General features: G+C 64.2%; 13 protein-coding genes and 2 pseudogenes. 4 read left to right on the top strand and 11 right to left on the bottom strand.

Annotation, left to right across the window (positions count from 1 at the left end):
- Positions 1-69: 69 nt before the first annotated feature.
- The 8 genes from NKI47_RS14945 to NKI47_RS14910 all read right to left on the bottom strand — a co-directional run bounded on the left by NKI47_RS14945 (position 70) and on the right by NKI47_RS14910 (position 10,950).
- On the bottom strand, positions 70-3,024 hold the full coding sequence (locus NKI47_RS14945; protein WP_352591085.1) for a nitrate reductase: 2,955 nt from the start codon (positions 3,022-3,024) through the stop codon (positions 70-72).
- A 3-nt stretch (positions 3,025-3,027) separates the two neighbouring features.
- Positions 3,028-3,357, bottom strand: a complete 330-nt coding sequence (nirD, locus tag NKI47_RS14940) for a nitrite reductase small subunit NirD (RefSeq protein ID WP_023676297.1) — start codon at positions 3,355-3,357, stop codon at positions 3,028-3,030.
- 65 nt (positions 3,358-3,422) lie between these two features.
- Positions 3,423-5,873: a nitrite reductase large subunit NirB gene (gene nirB / locus NKI47_RS14935; RefSeq protein ID WP_023676296.1), complete on the bottom strand. Its 2,451-nt coding sequence runs from the start codon at positions 5,871-5,873 to the stop codon at positions 3,423-3,425.
- A 19-nt stretch (positions 5,874-5,892) separates the two neighbouring features.
- The gene (locus NKI47_RS14930) at positions 5,893-7,194 is read right to left on the bottom strand and encodes an MFS transporter (protein ID WP_352591082.1); all 1,302 of its coding nucleotides are present in this window, start codon (positions 7,192-7,194) and stop codon (positions 5,893-5,895) included.
- 58 nt (positions 7,195-7,252) lie between these two features.
- The gene (locus tag NKI47_RS14925) at positions 7,253-7,450 is read right to left on the bottom strand and encodes a twin-arginine translocation signal domain-containing protein (protein ID WP_352591079.1); all 198 of its coding nucleotides are present in this window, start codon (positions 7,448-7,450) and stop codon (positions 7,253-7,255) included.
- Positions 7,451-7,843: 393 nt separating this feature from the next.
- Positions 7,844-8,641, bottom strand: coding sequence for an ABC transporter ATP-binding protein (locus NKI47_RS14920; protein WP_352591076.1), 798 nt, complete (start codon positions 8,639-8,641; stop codon positions 7,844-7,846).
- An 11-nt stretch (positions 8,642-8,652) separates the two neighbouring features.
- Positions 8,653-9,549 (bottom strand): nitrate ABC transporter permease, encoded by an 897-nt coding sequence (gene ntrB, locus NKI47_RS14915; RefSeq protein ID WP_352591073.1) that lies wholly within the window; start codon positions 9,547-9,549, stop codon positions 8,653-8,655.
- An 84-nt stretch (positions 9,550-9,633) separates the two neighbouring features.
- Positions 9,634-10,950, bottom strand: coding sequence for a CmpA/NrtA family ABC transporter substrate-binding protein (locus NKI47_RS14910; RefSeq protein WP_352591070.1), 1,317 nt, complete (start codon positions 10,948-10,950; stop codon positions 9,634-9,636).
- On the opposite strand from NKI47_RS14910, the gene NKI47_RS14905 reads away from it, so the two are divergent.
- Positions 10,937-11,065, top strand: coding sequence for a hypothetical protein (locus NKI47_RS14905; protein WP_352448433.1), 129 nt, complete (start codon positions 10,937-10,939; stop codon positions 11,063-11,065). The genes NKI47_RS14910 and NKI47_RS14905 overlap by 14 nt on opposite strands.
- Before the next feature lie 243 nt (positions 11,066-11,308).
- On the opposite strand, the gene NKI47_RS14900 is transcribed toward NKI47_RS14905, so the two are convergent.
- Both NKI47_RS14900 and NKI47_RS14895 read right to left on the bottom strand, forming a co-directional pair.
- Positions 11,309-12,547, bottom strand: coding sequence for a CmpA/NrtA family ABC transporter substrate-binding protein (locus tag NKI47_RS14900; RefSeq protein WP_352591068.1), 1,239 nt, complete (start codon positions 12,545-12,547; stop codon positions 11,309-11,311).
- Between the two features lie 2 nt (positions 12,548-12,549).
- Positions 12,550-13,149: an ANTAR domain-containing response regulator gene (locus NKI47_RS14895; protein WP_023676288.1), complete on the bottom strand. Its 600-nt coding sequence runs from the start codon at positions 13,147-13,149 to the stop codon at positions 12,550-12,552.
- Positions 13,150-13,266: 117 nt separating this feature from the next.
- On the opposite strand from NKI47_RS14895, the pseudogene NKI47_RS14890 reads away from it, so the two are divergent.
- The 3 genes and pseudogenes from NKI47_RS14890 to NKI47_RS14880 all read left to right on the top strand — a co-directional run.
- A pseudogene (locus NKI47_RS14890) lies at positions 13,267-13,572 on the top strand (ABC transporter permease); the annotation flags it as partial.
- Between the two features lie 283 nt (positions 13,573-13,855).
- Positions 13,856-14,950: a branched-chain amino acid ABC transporter substrate-binding protein gene (locus NKI47_RS14885; protein ID WP_352591065.1), complete on the top strand. Its 1,095-nt coding sequence runs from the start codon at positions 13,856-13,858 to the stop codon at positions 14,948-14,950.
- A 42-nt stretch (positions 14,951-14,992) separates the two neighbouring features.
- Positions 14,993-17,497: an adenylate/guanylate cyclase domain-containing protein gene (locus NKI47_RS14880; RefSeq protein ID WP_352591062.1), complete on the top strand. Its 2,505-nt coding sequence runs from the start codon at positions 14,993-14,995 to the stop codon at positions 17,495-17,497.
- Positions 17,498-17,729: 232 nt separating this feature from the next.
- Here the strand turns inward: NKI47_RS14880 and NKI47_RS14875 are convergent.
- A pseudogene (locus NKI47_RS14875) lies at positions 17,730-18,208 on the bottom strand (ATP-binding protein); the annotation flags it as partial.

Genomic DNA, 18,208 nt, shown 5'->3' with positions numbered 1-18,208 from the left:
GTTGGTAGCCCATGGTTTGTAAATTGCTAGTAAGCATCATGCAGCGGCGCGGCAGAGTTCCTCGGCGCATCACTCCGCAGCTTGCAGACGCCGCCCGTCGATAATGGTCTTGATCTCGGCGCGGCAAGAGCCGCAATTGGTGCCGGCGTGAAGGGCGGCGCCGATTGCCGCGACGCTGGTACAGCCGCCGCGTACCGCTTCCGCGATCTGGTTGGCACCGACCCCGAAACAGGCGCAGACGATGGCACTGCGGTCGACGCTGTTGCCGCCCGGCCGCCCGGCGACAATCGCCAGCCGCGCCTGCCGATCGGCATGGTCAGCACCAAGTTGTTCGACCGCCCAGCCGCGCGACACCGCTACCGGGGTAGGCGCAAGATAGAACGCGCCGACCAGCCGATTGCCTGCGAAACGGGCGAAGCGATGGTGCCCGCCGGCGATGTCGTGATAGGCGAGCGTCTCGCCTTCGAGGCCGAACAGCGAGGCGGCAAACCCGGTCCAGTCACGGCCGGACTGCAGCGCAATTTCAAGGCGCCAGCCGGCGGGGCAGCGGGCGAGGCTCCAGTAATCGGCGTCGATCGATGCGGGTCGTTCGGCAAGCACGGCGAAGCCGAAGGCAGTGGCGGCGAACCGCTGGATGCGGGCGGCAACGTTCTTCGAGGCCGGCTGACCTGAAATCGCATCGGTCGTCGGCGGGACCAGTGCATCGACACGCGCGCGGGCGGAGATCTGATCGGTCCAGTGCATCGGAACGAATACAGAGCCTTGGCGTTGGCGCACCGTCACCAGCGCGCGGACCAGCACCTCGCCATGGCCAGTCGAGACGCGCACGATGTCGGCATCGCCGATACCATAGTGCTGCGCATCCGCCGGGTGGATTTCGACGAACGGTTCGGCCATGTGCTGCGACAGGCGCGGGCTCTTGCCGGTCCGCGTCATGGTGTGCCAATGGTCGCGGACGCGCCCGGTGTTGAGGACGAGCGGGTAGTCCGGGTTGGTGCGGGTTTGTGCGGCTGGGCGGATGGCAATGAAGCGCGCCTTGCCGTCGGGCGTGTAGAAGCCGCCATTGGCGAAGAAGCGGATGCTGGCTGAGCTATGTCCAGCCTGAACACCCCCCTCTGGCCTGCCGGCCATCTCCCCCTCAAGGGGGGAGATTGGCGGTTTTGCCGGCTGCGCCCACTCATCAACCTGGGAGACTGGCGACAGCCGAGCAGCAGGCTGATCTCCCCCCTTGAGGGGGAGATGGCCGGCAGGCCAGAGGGGGTCATCTGCGACGGCCTCCACCTCGGTGGGGCGACCCGGAGAGGTCGAGACTTCACCACCGACCCCACCCCGTCCCGCTTGTTTCGCTTTGCTCAACGCGCGTGCCGACCCTCCCCTCAAGGGGGAGGGTGAGGCCGGCGCTGGCCATTGGAACGGCAGAAGATCCTCATAGGCCTCTGCACCGATATCGCCATACGCGCCTATATCAAAATCGCGCGCGCCGTCATTCTCGAAGCCCGACAGCGCCGCGTGCTCGGCGAAGATGTCGGTCGGCGACACATGCGAAAACGCCTCGCCGAAGCCCATCAGCTTGGCAACTTCAGCGATGATCCACCAATCTGGCCTTGCCCCGCCGGGCCTGGCCAAAAAAGCCCGCTGGCGCGAGATGCGGCGCTCCGAATTGGTGACGGTGCCATCCTTTTCGCCCCATGCGGTGGCCGGCAGCCGGACATGGGCGTGGCGGACCGTGTCGGTCTCGCCCAGCACGTCCGAGACCACAACAAACGGGCAGGCCTTGATCGCCGCTTCGACGGCATCGGCATCCGGCATCGAATCGACCGGGTTGGTGGCCATGATCCACAGCGCCTTGATGCGTCCGTCGGCCACCGCTTGGAACATCTCGACCGCTTTCAGGCCGGGTTTTTCGGCGACGGTTGGGGCATTCCAGAAGCGCCGCACGCGTTCGCGGTGCTCGGGGTTTTCGATCTCCATGTGGGCGGCCAGCATGTTGGCCATGCCGCCGACCTCACGGCCGCCCATGGCGTTGGGCTGGCCGGTCACCGAGAACGGCCCGGCGCCGGGCTTGCCTATGCGGCCGGTGGCTAGATGGCAGTTGATGATGGCGTTGACCTTGTCGGTGCCCGAAGACGACTGGTTCACGCCTTGGCTGTAGACGGTCACCGTCTTCGCCGTCGCGGCAAACAGGCTGTAGAAGCGGGCCAGTTCGTCCTCACTGAGACCCGTGGCAGCCGCGATGCCGGCAAGATCGAGCGCCGAGGCGGCGAAAAGCGCTTGCCCGAAGCCGGTCGTGTGCGCCGTGATATAGGTGCGGTCCAGCGCGTTGTGCTGGCCGAGATAGGCGAGCAGCCCGGTGAACAAAGCGACGTCGCCATCGGGCGCGATCGCCAGATGCATGTCGGCGATGTCTGAGGTCATTGTGCGGCGAGGGTCGATCAGCACCACCTTCATCTCGGGCCGCTTTTCCCGGGCGGCGGCAATGCGCTGGTAGAGTACCGGATGGCACCAGGCGAGATTGGAGCCGACCAGCACGATCAGGTCGGCAAGTTCCAGATCCTCGTAATTTCCCGGAACGGTGTCCGAGCCAAAGGCGCGGCGGTGGCCGGCGACCGACGAGGCCATGCACAGGCGCGAATTGGTGTCGATATTGGCCGAGCCGATAAAGCCTTTCATCAGCTTGTTGGCGACGTAATAGTCCTCGGTCAGCAACTGGCCGGAAACATAAAAGGCGACCGAACCGGGGCCGTGTTCGGCAATGGTTTGCGAGAAGGTCGAAGCGACAAGGTCGAGCGCTTCGTCCCAGTCGGTGCGGCGACCGTGGATCTCCGGGTATAGCAACCTGCCGTCGAGGTCGATGGTCTCAGCCAGCGCCGAGCCTTTGGAGCAGAGCCGGCCGAAATTCGCCGGGTGGTCCGGGTCGCCACGAACGGTTATTTCACCGTCCGCGGCGACCTTCGCCAGCACGCCGCAACCCACCCCGCAATAGGGGCAGGTGGTCCTCACCTCGCGCGCTTCATCAATCTGCATGGTTCACGCCGCGCGGCTGGCCAGCGCTTCAAGCGCAATGAACAGCCGCTCGCCGTCGATCCGCACCGCAATGGTGCGCACCGCGCCCTCGTCCGCGCCGAGCGCCTTGCCTGTCTCCAGCGAGATCACCCAATTGTGCAAGGGACAGGTCACCGCCGTGCCATGGACGATGCCCTGGCTGAGCGGCCCACCTTTGTGCGGGCAATGGTCGTCGATGGCGAAGACTTGATCGTCGGCCGTGCGGAAGACGGCGATCTTGCCTTCGGGCGTGGCGACGCAGCGCGCGCCGCGACGCGGAATGTCCGAGAGCGTGCCTATCGATACCCAGTTCATGTGGCTATTCCTCTTTTGCGCGTGTTCTTGTCCGAAAACGCATTCCACTTTTCGGGAACACGCGCCTACTCCGCCGCCTGGGCAAAGCCGACCGAAGCCATCGGCCGGAATTCATGCTTGTCCTTGCCGGAAGCACGTTCCGACCATGGGTCGACCTGGGCGAATTTCTGCGAAAAGACGAAGCGGTCGAAATAGGCTTTGCGCTTCTCGCCATCGTCCATGATCTGACGCTTGATCTCAGCTATGCCGACGCGCTTGGCCCATTTGTAGATACGCTCGAGATAGCGGCCCTGCTCGCGATACATCTGCGTCAACGCCACGATATGCTCCAGCGCCTCGTCCTCGGTCTTGACCAGGCCGAGCACTTCGGTGCCCTTGATGTCGAGACCGGCGGCGCCGGCGAAATGGATCTCGTAGCCGCTATCGACGCAGATCACGCCGACATCCTTGCAGGTCGCCTCGGCACAGTTTCGCGGACAGCCCGACACCGCCATCTTGACCTTGGCCGGGGTCCACGAGCCCCACATGAATTTTTCGATACGGATGCCCAAGCCGGTCGAATCCTGCGTGCCGAAGCGGCACCAGTCCGAGCCGACACAGGTCTTCACCGTGCGCAGTCCTTTGGCATAGGCGTGGCCGGAGACGAAGCCGGCCTGGCCGAGATCGGCCCATACCGCCGGCAGGTCTTCCTTGCGGATGCCGAGCATGTCGATGCGCTGGCCGCCGGTGACCTTGACCATCGGGATCTCGAACTTGTCGACGACGTCTGCGATGGCGCGCAATTCGGCGGCGTTGGTGACGCCGCCCCACATGCGCGGCACTACCGAATAGGTGCCGTCCTTTTGGATGTTGGCGTGGACGCGCTCGTTGATGAAGCGCGACTGGTAATCGTCGGCGTATTCGTCGGGCCAGTCGCAGACGAGATAATAGTTGAGCGCCGGCCGACATTTGGCGCAGCCGCAGGAGGTCTTCCACTCCAGTTCCTGCATGACGGCGGGAATGGTCTTCAAGCCCTTGGCCTTGATCAGCCGGCGGACCTCGTCATGGCCAAGCGCGGTGCAGCTGCACATCGGCTGGACCGCCGCGGGGTTGTATTTGTCGCCGATGGTCAGCACCATCAGCTTTTCGACCAGCCCGGTGCAGGAGCCGCAGGAGGCCGACGCCTTGGTGTGGGCGCGCACATCGTCGAGCGAGGTCAAGCCCCTGGCCGTGATCGCGCCGGTGATCTTTCCCTTGCATACGCCGTTGCAACCGCAGATTTCCGCATCATCCGGCAAGGCTGCAACGGCCGCCATAGGGTCCAGGGGGGCGCCTCCCTGGTAGGACTGGCCGAAGATGAGCGTATCGCGCATCTCGGATATGTCGGTCTGCTTCTTCTTGAGGTCGTTGAACCAGGCGCCGTCCGCCGTCTCGCCATAGAGCACGGTGCCGATGATGCGGTCGTCCTTGAGTACCAGGCGCTTGTAGACGCCGGCCGCGGCATCGCGCAGCACGATCTCCTGGCGGTCATCGCCCTCGGCGAAGTCGCCGAGAGAGAACAGCTCGATGCCGGTGACCTTGAGCTTGGTCGGCGTGTCCATGTGGACGAAAGCCGCCGCCTCATTGCCGGCCAGATGGCTGGCGGCGACGCGCGCCATCTCGTAGAGCGGCGCGACCAGCCCGTAGACCTGGCCGTTGACCTCGGCGCATTCGCCGATTGCGTAGATATCGGGATCGTTGCTGCGCATGCCGGCGTCGACGACGATGCCGCGATTGACCGCAATGCCGGCTTCCTTCGCCAGCGCCGCATTCGGCCTGATGCCCACCGCCATGACGACGAGCGTTGCGGGAATGACTGTGCCGTCGGCAAGCTCCACCCGCTCGACCTTGCCGTTGCCGGTGATCGCCTGGGTGTTGGCCTTGGTGATGACCTTGATGCCGCGCTGCTCGACGGCGCGCTGCAGGAGATATCCGGCGGCCGGATCGAGCTGACGCTCCATCAGCGTCGGCATGACGTGCAGCACGGTGACGTCCATCCCTTGCGCGTTCAGACCCGCAGCCGCTTCCAGGCCGAGCAGGCCGCCGCCGATGACCACCGCCTTGGCCCGCGACTGGGCGGCAAGCATCATCGCCCGGACGTCGTCGAGATCGCGATACGTGAGCACGCCGGGCAGATCATGGCCTGGCACCGGAATGATAAACGGCACCGAGCCGGTGGCGATGACGAGCTTGTCGTAGGGCTCGGTCACGCCATGATCGGAGGTGACGGTCTTTGCCTGCCGGTCGATGGCGACGATCTTGTGGCCCTTGTAGAGGGTGATGCCGTGCTTGATGTACCAGCCGTCGCCATGGATGATGATCTCCTCATAGGCCTTTTCGCCCGACAAAACCGGCGAGAGCATGATGCGGTCGTAGTTCACGCGCGGCTCGGCGTTGAAGATGGTGACCTGGTAGCGCCCAGGCGCCTTTTCCAGGAGGTGCTCCAGCATGCGCCCGGGGGCCATGCCGTTGCCGATGATGACGAGTTTCTCGGTCATGTCCTGATCCACTCCGGTCTCACTCAGCCGCGTAGGAAAGGCCTGAAGCTTCGTCAGACGCCGTGCGCTCCATCCGCCGGATGGAAAAACGCATCCAGGCAAAGCAGGTGGCGACGATGACGAAGAGCAGCATGAAGCAGCTCGACCAGACGCCGGTGAGGTCGTTGAGCGCTCCGAAGACGATTGGCAGGATAAAGCCGCCGAGCCCGCCAATCATGCCGACAACGCCGCCGACCGCGCCGACACTCTGCGGATAGTAAGCCGGGATGTGCTTGTAGACGGCAGCCTTGCCGAGGCTCATGAAGAAGCCGAGCACACAGGCAACGGCTATGAAGGCGAGCGGGCCGACCTCGAAATGGAAGGCGATCGGCCCGCTGACACCGCGCACGACGTAATCTGCCGAGGGGAGAGACAGAACGAGAGTCGCGGCGGCACTGACAGCGAAGGTCCAGTAGAGCACGGTGCGGGCGCCGATCCGGTCGGAAAGCACGCCGCCATAGGCGCGGAAAATACTTGCCGGAATTGAATAGGCCGCCCCGATCATGCCGGCGGTCGCAAGCCCGAAGCCGTAGACGCCGATCAGGTAGCGGGGCAGCCACAACGAGAGCGCCACGAATGCACCGAAGGCGAAGAAATAATAGAAGGCGAAGCGCCAGACCTGCAGGTTCTTGAGCGGTGCGAATTCCTGCAAGAAGCTTCTCGCGGGCGCTGCCTTGCCGGCGCGGCGCTCGCGGATGACCGGATCGTCGCCGGTCGTGAACCAGAAGACGGCGGCCATGACGACGAGTGCTGCCGCCCAGATCAGCGCGACCGACTGCCAGCCCCAGGAGAGAAGCACGAACGGTGCCAGGAACTTGGTGACCGCGGCGCCGACATTGCCGACACCAAAAATGCCAAGCGCCGTACCCTGCTTGCCGGCCGGGAAGAAGCGCGAGACATAGGCGACACCGACGGCGAAGGAACCGCCGGCGAGCCCAACGCCTAGTGCGGCGACCAGCATCTGCCCGTAGGTGTGCGCAAAAGCGAGCAGAAAGGTCGCGACCGCCGCCGCAAGCATGGTCGCGGTGTATACCAGCCGTCCGCCAAAACGGTCGGTCCAGACACCGAGCACCATACGCACGAGCGAGCCGGTGAGGATCGGCGTGCCGACGAGCAGGCCGAACTCCGTCTCGTTCAGCCCCAGCTCCTGCTTTATGCGCACGCCGATGATTGAAAAGATCGTCCACACCGCGAAGCAGACGGTGAAGGCGATGGTGGACATGGCAAGCGCCTGCCGGGGAGCGCTGTCCTGGCTGGGCGCGGCTGGGAGATTTGCGGTCATTTTCTGGCTCCGGTTTGCGGCGTGGGAGGCACCGCCCTTGTCTGTTCGTTCGCGACTGTCAGCGGCGCAGCATCGGCGAACTGGTTGAAACCGACCTTTGCGCGGTCACTTCGAGACCCTTGCCGTCAGTCTTGGCGCCGGCGGGAAAGAGGAGGAGCGCGGCGGTGAACAGCGCCGCCGTCAGCGCGCTGACGGCCAGAAAATCGCGGCGCGTGAAGTCCGCTAGGGACGCGCCAGTTCCGATCCGTTTCGTCATCGTCGTCTCCGGTTGGGCGCCGCTTGGGACCAGCGCCGTCGATTGCGTCAAAACAAAAAAGCCGCCGGCCAGGTCTTCGCGTCCGGGGTTCCGGGAGCGCGTGTGGACCTGAGCGGCAGCTTTGCCTGTGGCGCCCGCCATTGGACGCCGTTTCACTTGGCCCTTGCGGACCCTACATTTTGGAAAGCAGGAAGCGTGCCAATTCGACAGCGCTCTTAATTATCGAATGAAATCAATATGAACCGCAGCCGCGCGGCTTTTGACCAAGCTCGGCAGCGGATCAAAGATTAGTCAAAATGCCTTGCACAGCAGCATAATATTTGTGCAATGCGGTAGATTGCCCATTGCCGATGCAGATTGCCAATGATGATGACGAGTTTTCCCGTTATGGCCTTACTCCGCGGCTTCGACGAAGCGGTGGCGTTCGTAGAGGAATTTCAGCACCGCCTCGCGGCAGCGCAGGAAGGTGCGGTCGGAGGAAAGCTCGATGCGCCGGCGCGGCCGGGCCAGCGGCACGGCAAGAACCTCGCCGATGGTGGCCGCCGGGCCGTTGGTCATCATGACGATGCGGTCGGACAACAGCACCGCCTCGTCGACATCATGGGTGATCATGATCGTCGTCGAGCCGAGCCTCGAATGGATATCCATCACCGCGTCCTGCAGATGCGCGCGCGTCAGCGCGTCGAGCGCCCCGAACGGCTCGTCGAGCAGCAGGATCTTCGGCTCCATGGCCAGCGCCCGGGCGATGCCGACGCGCTGCTTCATGCCGCCCGAAATCTCGGCCGGACGTTTGTCCTTGGCATGCGCCATCTGCACGAGATCGAGATTGCGCATGATCCATTCATGCCGCTCGGCCCGGCTCTTGCTCCGGCCAAAGACCTTCGTGACTGCCAAATTGATGTTTTCGTAGACGGTGAGCCATGGCAGCAGGCTGTGGTTCTGGAACACCACGGCGCGTTCCGGGCCGGGACTATCGACCTCCTTGTCTTCGAGCAGAACCGCGCCGGCCGAGACCTTGGTCAGGCCGGCGATCAGGTTGAGCAAGGTCGACTTGCCGCAGCCGGAATGGCCGATGATCGAGACGAATTCGCCTTTGTCGATGGTCAGCCGGATGTCCTTCAGCACGTCGCTGACCTGGCTGCCGCGGGCGAAGGATTTGTCGATGTGGTCGAGTTTCAGATAGGCCGTCATCGTCCCTCTCCTCACTTTGCCGTTGTGCCGCGGGTGACGAAGGCGCCGACCGCCGCGACCAGGCGGTCGAGGCAGAAACCGGTGACGCCGATATAGGCGAGTGCGACGATGATGTCGGGCAGCCGCGACGAATTCCAGGCATCCCAGATGAAGAAGCCGATACCGACGCCGCCGGTCAGCATTTCGGCGGCGACGATGGCGAGCCAGGACAGACCGATGCCGATGCGCAGGCCGGTGAAGATGTAAGGTGCCGCGGCCGGCACCATGATCTTCACGAAGAATTCGAGCTGGTTGAGCCTGAGGATGCGGGAGACGTTGCGATAGTCCTCTGGAATGTTACGGACGCCGACGGCGGTGTTGATGATCACCGGCCAGATCGAGGTGATGAAGATGACGAAGATCGCCGACGGGCTGGAATCGCGGAACGCCGCCAGCGACAGCGGCAGCCAGGCGAGCGGCGGTACCGTGCGCAGGATCTGGAACACCGGATCAAGGCCGCGCATCGCCCAGATCGACTGGCCAACCAGCGCGCCGAGCGCGACGCCGACGACAGCCGCAAGGCCAAAGCCGATGGCGACGCGCTGCAGCGAGATCAGCACCCGCCAGGCGAGTCCGATATCCTGCGGGCCATTGTTGAAGAACGGATGGGCGATCAGGTCATAGGCCTCGTTCCACACCTGGCTCGGCGGTGGCAGGCTGGCTGTGGGCGACGAACAGGCGACCTGCCAGACGACGAGCATGATGGTGATGACGATGACCGGCGGCACCAGCGTGCTGGCCAGCTTGCCTGCGATCGCGGCCGGGTCGAAGCGGCGCCGCGCCCTGGCGGTGAAGACGATGATTTCGGCGGGCTTGGCAGGCGCGGGGAACGGCTTCACCTTGCGGTCCTCGATGGCTTGGATAGACATTTCTCGAACGTTCCTTTGGCATTTGGCGACAAGCGGCGCCGTTGCGCTTGTGGCGACAAACGGCGCGAGCGCCGTTTGCACCGTTCAGGCCGATGCCTTGATCTTCAGGCTGTCGAGATAGGCGGACGGGTTCTCCGGATCGAAGACCTTGCCGTCGAAGAAGGTCTCGACGCCGCGCGATGAAGACGCCGGGATATCGGCCGCGGCGACACCAAGATCCTTGGCCGCTTCTCGCCACAGATCCTCGCGATTGACCTGAGCGACCAGCGCCTTGATGTCGGTGGTCGGCGCGAACTTGCCCCAGCGGATGTTTTCGGCGAGAAACCAGGAGTCGTGGCTCTTGAAGGGATAGGACACGCCGCCCTGCCAGAACTTCATGTAGAGATCGGTGCCGTTGGCGACGCGGCCATTGCCGTAATTGATGTCGCCCTTGAGGCGGCCGATGATGTCGGCGGTCGGCACGTTCATCCATTGCCGCTTGCCGATGATGGCGGCCATCTCGTCCTTGTTTTCCTTGGCTTCGCACCATTGCTGGGCTTCCATGACGGCCATCAGGATCGCCTTGGTGGCGTTCGGATACTTGTCGATGAAGGCGGCGCGCAGGCCGAGCGCCTTTTCCGGATGGCCCTTCCACAGTTCGCCAGTGGTGGCGGCGGTGAAGCCGACGCCCTGGTGGACGAGCTGCTCGTTCCACGGCTCGCCGACACAGAACACGTCCATGTTGCCGACCTTCATGTTGGCGACCATCTGCGGCGGCGGCACGACGATGGTCGAGACGTCCTTGTCGGGATCGATGCCGCCGGCAGCCAGCCAGTAGCGCAGCCAAAGATCGTGCGTGCCGCCCGGGAAGGTCATGGCGGCCTTCACCTCCTTGCCTGCGGCCTTTTTCGCAGCGAAGGCGTCCTTCAGCTTGGAGGCGTCGAGGCCGACACCGGTGCCGGCATATTCCTGGGCGACAGAAATGCCCTGGCAGTCGTAGTTGAGCCGGGCCACGATCGCCATCGGCAGCGGCTGCTTGTTTTGCGTCACCTTGCCGGTGTGCATCAGATAAGGCATCGGCGTCAGGATATGGGCGCCGTCAATGCCGTTGGCTTCGCCGCCGAGCACCAGATTATCGCGCGTCGCCCCCCAGGAGGCCTGCTTGAGCACCTCGACATCGGGCATGCCGAATTTCTCGAACAGGCCTTTCTCCTTGGCAATCATCAGCGGCGCCGCATCGGTCAGCGCTATGAAGCCGAGCTTGGCGCCGGTGACTTCCGGCGCGGCGGGCGCCGCATAGGCGCCGGAGGGCAGCAGCGCACGCGCCGCGGCCAGCGTTGCCGCGGTGGCCGCGCTGATCCTCAGGAAATCGCGGCGGCCGATCGCCGTTTGGGCGGAATGGCTATTGGTGCTTTTCGTCATCGTCATCTCCGGTTGGGCGCGGCTTGGGATCGGCGCCGTCGATTGCGTGTTCGACCAAAACAAAAAAGCCGCCGGCCAGGCCGCGCGCGTCCGTCCATCCGGGATCGCGTGTTGACCTGAGCGGCAGCGTTGCCTGTAGCGCCCGCCATTGGACGCCTATTCCGTGACCCGAGAAGAGTCTGCCTATTGCAACGCAGGAACCGTGCCAGTTTCGGAATGGATGACAAACATCAACGAGATCAACGACATGCCAAAATCGTCGGCGCGCCGGCCCGCTGGGCGAGCAAGCCAAAGATTGTTCATTAGCGCAGTTGCACGCACATTTTTTGTGCAGCGCACAAGAATGCCGCCGAAATGATCAGACTTCGGCGCGCGCCAATTTCTGGCCGGCAATGTAGGCGTCGATCTCGTCGGGATCGAAGATCTGGCCGTCGAAGAAACCATCGGGACCGAGCACCAGGCTTGCCCCCGCCGAACCGACCGGAGTCGCGGCCTTCAGCGCGCCCTCGACCTTGGCATTGGCACCGGGAAGCGCCACGCCAAGCGGCTTCAACGCCGAGCGGTAGAGATCGGGGCGGTAGCAGTCGCGGGCAATAGCGAGGTTTTCCGGCGTGTGCGCGACATGCCCCCAGCGCACCATCTGCGTGTAGAACCACAGCGCATGGCTCTTCCACGGGAAGTTCGCCGCCTTGTTGAAGGGCAGAAAGAAGTCGCCGACACTCAGTTCGGCGCCGCCGCCGAGCGCCAGATGCCCGCTGAGGATCGGCATCTGCAGCGCCGGCGCAAGCCCGAGGAAGGCCGGCTGCGCCATAAGGGCCGCGAGTTCGTCACGGTTTGCCGGATCCTGGCACCAGCGCGCCGCGTGATGAAGCGCACGCAGCAGGGCTGAAAGCGCGTCCGGCTCTCTTTCCGCCCATGCCTTGCGCACGCCGACGACTTTCTCGGGGCTGGTCTTCCAGATGGCCGCCTTGACCGTGGCGATATGGCCGGTGCCCGCGACGACCGAGGCGCTGTTCCAGGGTTCGCCGACGCAGTAGCCGTCGATCCTGCCGGCGGCGAGCGCGTCGGCCATGAATGGCGGCGGCACGATGACGATCTCGATTTCACGCGACGGGTCGATGCCGCAGGCGGCGAGCCAGTAGCGCAATTCGTAATTGTGCCCGGAATGCGGATGGACGACGGCGAAGCGCAGCGGATCGCCGCCGCCATTCGCCCGTTCGCGAATCAGCGCTCGCAATGCCTTGCCGGCCCGCGCCGGATCGAGATCGGGTTGGGCGCCGTGCGCGGCCATGCCGGCCCAGACCTCGTTCGAAACCGTCACGCAATTGCCGCCGAGGCCGAGCGAGAACGGCACGACCGTATCGGAGGCGAGCGGCGTCAGCCCCAGATTGCAGGCGATCGGCATCGGCCCCAGCATATGCGCCAGGTCGAAATGGCCGATGGCGATGCGGTCGCGGATGTTGGCCCAGGATGTTTCCCGGTTGAGCGTCAGGTCGATGCCTTCACGCAGGGCGAAGCCGATTTCCTTCGCCGCGACTAGGACAGCGCTGTCGAAGAGCGGCATGAAGCCAGCATTGATCCGGTGCTCGGCCGCCATTCTCAACTCTCCTCGGGATCCAGCAGGCCTGCCGCCGTTACCAGGCTCTGGGCGATCTCGGCGATCTTGCGGTTCTGGTTCATGGCGGTCTTGCGCAGCAGCGTATACGCCGCGTCCTCCGACAGGCCGCGCGACTTCATCAGGATGCCCTTGGCTCGATCGATCACCTTGCGGCTTTCCAATTCGCTGCGGGCTTCTTCCAGTTCGCGCGCCATGCGCGAAAACGCATTGAAGCGGCTGATTGCCATGTCGAGGATCGGCTTGACCCGCTCCTGACGCAGGCCGTCGACGACATAGGCCGACACTCCGGCTTCCACCGCTGCTTCGATCGAAGCCTGATCGGAGCGGTCGACGAACATGGCGATCGGCCGCTTCACCACGCGCGAAAGCTGGAACATGTTTTCGAGCATGTCGCGGTTGGGATTTTCGAGATCGATGACGATCACGTCGGGTTCGATCTCGGCGATCCGCCGCGCTATGCCGGCGACGTCATGGATGACCGTGACCTGCTGATGCCCGGCCTCCCGCAATCCCGCTTCGATTATCGAAGCGCGGATGTGGTTCTCATCGATCACCAGGACAGTGAGGGATTTGCGGATCATGCCGCATTTTGCGCAGGCGAGACGATTGTGCAATGCGGCATCGCGAGATTCACGGAAACAAAGCCGGCGTCCAGGCGCCGCCTGAGGAATTGGACGCGACGGCCAGCGTCGCGGGCGGCGGTCGGCGACAACGAACGGGCAACGCGCCTGTCCGGCGTCCGCTGCTGGCAGGTGATCACGGCGCTCTACGTTATCTCGAGCGTGCTCGTCGGCACTGCACTACATCGGCCTGATCAAGGCCGTCGCTCGCCGACCCGCTGGTGCTGCCTTGGGTGGCCGCCGCCGTCGTCGGCGGCACCTCGATCTTCGGCGGCCGCGGCGGCTGCACCGGCACAATCAACGGCGCTGATCCCCACCGCGCTGACGACGCTGCTGACGATTTTGCAGATGCCGGAAGGGGCGTGGTGGATATTGTTTGGGTAAATCGTGCTGTTTGTGACGGCGGCTTATTTGCGGATTGTGGAGGAGAGATAGGGGGAAGCTGAGGCGGGGGGCTGCTTTGACCCAATCACGACGCTCACTCCGGTCAGTGGTAACGCGCGCGATTCCGACCTCAGCGAACGAGTTATGACACGCCATTCCAGTGTATGATTGCTTCGCCAAATTGGGGTGTGCGCTGCAATAGCAGCCCGAGACAGCCGCGCTTGCGGAAGGGGCTGTCGGCTCTGACGGGATTGGCGTAAGCTGCAGTTAAGGGGGTGCACACATGCACCGCATCATCGCCATAGCGATCTTAGTTCTCGCGGCCGCGTTCAGCTCAGCGCGGGCGGAGGTGCTGATCGGTGTCTCGGCTGCGATGACGGGACGGCTCGCCTGGATCGGCGAGCAGGGACAGCGCGGCGCGGAGATGGCAGTGGCCGACGTCAACACGGCGGGCGGCGTGCTCGGCCAGAAGGTGAGGCTCATCTCGGTCGACGACTTCTGCGATCCCGAGCAAGCTGTGGCGGCCGCCAAGAAGCTGGTGGCTGACGGGGTCGTGCTCGTCGTCGGGCATTATTGCTCCGGGGCCTCGATCCCCGCATCAAAAGTGTACGAGGAGGCGGGCGTCGTTGAGATATCCCCAGGCTCGACCAATCCGCAGCTGACCGAACAGGGCCGTGCCAATGTCTTTCGCACCATTGGCCGCGACGACGCGCAAGGTTTCATCGCCGGCAACTACCTTGCCGATCGCTGGGGCAACAAGAAGATTGCGATCCTCCACGACAATTCGACCTATGGGAAGGGTCTCGCTGACGAGACCAGGAAGCAGCTGAACAAGCGGGGCGTGACTGAGGCCGTTTACGACGCATACATTCCCGGGAAGGACGACTATTCGGCCGAGGTCGCTACGTTGCAGACCGCCGGCGTCTCCGCCTTATATGTGGGTGGGTATCATGCCGAGGTTGCGCTGATTGCTCGCGCTGCACACGACAGTGGCTACACGGTTCAGCTCATATCCGGAGATGCTTTGGCGACCGAGGAATTTGCCCTGATCGCCGGCCCCGCGGCGGAGGGGACCCTCTTCACGTTCCCGGCGGACCCGAGGCGAAGCCCCGAAGCGGCCGCGGTCGTTGAGCAGTTCCGTGCGGAGAATTTCGAACCCGCGGGCTACACGCTGTTGAGCTACTGCGCGGTCCAGGTTTGGGCCCAGGCAGTCTCGAAGGCAGGTTCGCTGGAGCAGAAGGCCATCATTGCGGCACTGCACGAACAGGAATTCGACACCGTCATCGGCCGGGTCGATTTCGACGACAAGGGCGACCTCACGAAGCAGAGTTGGGTTTGGTACGTCTGGCGCGGCGGAGAGTACGTGCCGGTTGAATAGGGTTCGCTGATCGCCGGCGTGCCGGCTGAGATGTCTAGTCTGATGCAGACCAGTGTGGCCGGACTGTTCCGACTCGCCGAGCTTGAACGCCTCGGCATACGCGGCCGGCTGTTGCTCGCCTTTTTCGGGATCAGCGCCCTTGCGGTGCTGGCAACCGCTGCGGCGCTTTATGCCTTCCTCCAAGTTGGCGACGTCGTGGACCGAATTACCACGGATCGAGTGCCGTCGGCGCTCGCCTCCCTCCAGCTGTCGCGCCAGGCCGAACGGGTCGCTGCTGCCGCGCCATCGGTGCTGGCAGCGACAAGCAGGGCTCAGCACAGCGAGGTCTCGGCTGCCGTCGCGCTCGAGATGTCCCGCCTCGAGGCCCTGCGCACGGACCTCCGGGATGCCACGTTGGGCACAGTGCCTTTGGCCGAGATCGAGGAAGCCGCGATTGTTCTGAGGCGCAACCTGAAGGAGCTCGACTCTCTTGTTGTCGCCCGGCTCGACGTGGTCGCCCGCAAGGAGGAGCTCCTGAACCGCCTCGCCGCGACGACGACCGGAAGCCAGCGCCTTGTGGCCACCGGCATCCTAGTAATGGATTCCAGGCTCCCGCAATGGCGGGCGGTCGCGGCCGACACGTCGCTGTCGCCCGATCGACGCGCAGCGGCGATGGCCGACCTGGTCCAGGCGATTGCGGCTTACATTCCCCAGCAGAAGGCGCAGCTGGAGATCTCCGCGGTCAACGACGCGCTGGTGAAGGTCGCGAACGCGCCGACGCCGGGCGACCTGGCGTTGATCCTTTTTCCGCTACGCCGTTCGCTCACTGCTCTTGAAAAGGTTTCCACGGAGATCGACGAAAAGCTGCGGACCCGCTTCCGGCAGCGTGTTGACGAGTTCAGGGGTTTGACCGACGGCGAGGACAGCATCCCCAAGGTGCGGGAGGACGAGTTTGCTGTCCTGGCACAGGGCGAAAGGCTTCTGGCCGAGAACAATCGACTGTCGCGCAATCTCACCGCTGGCGTCGATCGCCTGGTCGCCACGGCAGATCAGGAGATCGCTGCGTCCGGTCGCGAAGCCGCGCTCGTCCAGCGCTACGGCACCGCGGTTGTACTCGGCTCCGCCTTTCTCAGCCTCCTGAGTTCGGTTCTGGTTGTCTGGCTCTATGTCGACCGCAGCCTCCTCGCCCGACTGGGGGCCGTGAGCCAAGGCATGCTCGCGATTGCGGGGGGCAATCTTCGTGCGCCGCTGCCAGCCGCGGGCAGCGACGAAATCGGGCGCATGGCCGAAGCGCTGAGACTCTTCCGGGATACTGCTGTCGAGGTCGAGGAAAAGAACCTGCGCGACGTTGCGGAAGCTCGTCAGCGGCTCATCGATGCCATCGAAAGCATCTCCGAAGGATTCGCTCTGTACGACTGGGAGGACCGGCTCGTCCTCAGCAACAGCCGCTACCGCGAATTGCTCTACACCGGTCTGGAGAGCGAACTGACGCCCGGCACGACATTCGAGCAAATCATTCGCCGATCCGCTGAGCGCGGCTACATCAGGGACGCCGAGGGGCGGGTCGAGGAGTGGGTCGCCGAGCGCCTCTCGCGGCACCGCAACCCTGGCGAACCTTGGGTGCAGAGGCGAGGCGACGGGCGATGGGTCATGGTCAGCGAGCGGCGGATCAGCGCCGGCGGCACGGTCGCCGTCTATTCGGACATCACTGAGCTGAAGCAAAGGGAGGAGAACCTCGCCGAGAAATCCGTGGTTCTGGAGGCGCTTTCCAGCAAGCTGGCGAAGTATCTGGCGCCCCAGGTGTATCGCTCGATATTCACCGGCCGCCAGGAGGTCAGGATCGCCAGCCAGCGGAAGAAACTGACAATATGCTTCTCCGATATCGCCGGCTTTACCGAGACCACAGACAAAATGGAATCCGAGGATCTCACCCAACTCCTCAATCACTATCTGACGGAAATGTCGAAAATTGCTTCGGATCACGGCGCGACGATCGACAAATATGTCGGCGACGCGATCCTGATGTTTTTCGGCGATCCCGAGACTCGCGGCGTCAAGGAGGACGCGCTGGCTTGCGCGCAGATGGCACTTGCAATGCAAAAGCGGATTAGCGAGCTTGCCGAAGTCTGGCGGGACATGGGGATCGAAACACCGCTGCGCTGTCGCATCGGCATCCATACCGACTACTGCACCGTCGGTAACTTCGGCAGCGAGGACCGGATGGACTACACGATAATCGGCGGCGCCGTGAATCTCGCCTCGCGCCTGGAGCAGGAGGCGCCGCCGGGGGCCATCCTCATTTCCTACGAGACGTTTGCGCAAGTGAAGGACGCAATCGACTGTGAGGAACTGGGGCAAGTCCAGGTCAAGGGGATCGCCTATCCCGTCGCCACCTACCGCGTCATCGATCTGAAGGCCAATCTGGCGGCCGCTCGTCGTGCTGTTCGAACCGAGCTGCCGCACTTCAGGTTGGAACTTGAACCGGAGCTGATGGCCCCTGACGAGCGTGGCGATGCCGCCAATGCACTTCGAGACGCGCTGGATCGGCTTCGTCACAAGCCCGGGTAGTAGGGCTTGGTCCACAACGACCCCTCCCAATGGACACAAGGAGTGGTATGTGGGACGCCGCTCATTGGCGCTATCGATGCGAAGGCCGCAGAACGGTCGCGGTCAGTCTTCGAACTCGGGCGGAACGTCCGCATCGGAGCCGAGACTTAACATTCACGGCATCACTGGCAAGGTCCGGATATGGCGCTTTGCTGATGTTGAGTAACGTCAGTTTTGGCCTAAACCATCCCAATCAAACAGCCACCCTCCCCTGCTCCGCCTCCGCCGCATTCGGATCGCCCGGCGCCGTCGCCCAGGCCAGCTCCACCAGCGTCACCGTCCGCCGTCCGGCTCCGTCGAGCTGGCAGACGATCAGCCCCTGCTCCTCGATATAGGTCAGCAGGCGCCGCGCGCGGCGTAGCGAGTGCGAGCCGTAGGCGCGGGCGATTGCCGCGTCGCTCGGGCAGGGCCAGCCCTCCTTAGCGGCGCGGGCGATCATCATGAACACACCCTGCATATCCTCGGGCAGCAGCGAGGCGCGCGTCGAGACGTCCTGCCAGGCATCGTCGCCTGCCATGTCGGAGCCGAGGCCGGCGCGGGCGCGCGTCAGCATGCGGCGGAACGCGGGCAGATCCGGCACGACCGCGGCGAGGCCCTCTATGCGGCAGCGGACCACGAACTCCTGATAGAGCACGCCGATGACGCGGAACCCGGCGTCGGGTTGCGCCAGCA

This window comes from Mesorhizobium sp. M0633 (genome assembly GCF_040320645.1).
Taxonomy (GTDB): Bacteria; Pseudomonadota; Alphaproteobacteria; order Rhizobiales; family Rhizobiaceae; genus Mesorhizobium.
The sequence above is the reverse complement of the archived record's forward strand: the minus strand, read 5'-3'. Positions and strand labels throughout refer to the sequence as shown.

What these genes read in the sequence shown, in the direction of transcription:
- nirD (WP_023676297.1), bottom strand. Translation starts at nt 3,357, where the DNA reads ATGAACTGGGTATCGATAGGCACGCTCTCGGACATTCCGCGTCGCGGC.
- NKI47_RS14910 (WP_352591070.1), bottom strand. Translation starts at nt 10,950, where the DNA reads ATGACGAAAAGCACCAATAGCCATTCCGCCCAAACGGCGATCGGCCGC.
- NKI47_RS14885 (WP_352591065.1), top strand. Translation starts at nt 13,856, where the DNA reads ATGCACCGCATCATCGCCATAGCGATCTTAGTTCTCGCGGCCGCGTTC.
- NKI47_RS14920 (WP_352591076.1), bottom strand. Translation starts at nt 8,641, where the DNA reads ATGACGGCCTATCTGAAACTCGACCACATCGACAAATCCTTCGCCCGC.
- NKI47_RS14930 (WP_352591082.1), bottom strand. Translation starts at nt 7,194, where the DNA reads ATGACCGCAAATCTCCCAGCCGCGCCCAGCCAGGACAGCGCTCCCCGG.
- NKI47_RS14900 (WP_352591068.1), bottom strand. Translation starts at nt 12,547, where the DNA reads ATGGCGGCCGAGCACCGGATCAATGCTGGCTTCATGCCGCTCTTCGAC.
- nirB (WP_023676296.1), bottom strand. Translation starts at nt 5,873, where the DNA reads ATGACCGAGAAACTCGTCATCATCGGCAACGGCATGGCCCCCGGGCGC.
- NKI47_RS14880 (WP_352591062.1), top strand. Translation starts at nt 14,993, where the DNA reads ATGCAGACCAGTGTGGCCGGACTGTTCCGACTCGCCGAGCTTGAACGC.
- NKI47_RS14925 (WP_352591079.1), bottom strand. Translation starts at nt 7,450, where the DNA reads ATGACGAAACGGATCGGAACTGGCGCGTCCCTAGCGGACTTCACGCGC.
- NKI47_RS14895 (WP_023676288.1), bottom strand. Translation starts at nt 13,149, where the DNA reads ATGATCCGCAAATCCCTCACTGTCCTGGTGATCGATGAGAACCACATC.
- NKI47_RS14945 (WP_352591085.1), bottom strand. Translation starts at nt 3,024, where the DNA reads ATGCAGATTGATGAAGCGCGCGAGGTGAGGACCACCTGCCCCTATTGC.
- ntrB (WP_352591073.1), bottom strand. Translation starts at nt 9,549, where the DNA reads ATGTCTATCCAAGCCATCGAGGACCGCAAGGTGAAGCCGTTCCCCGCG.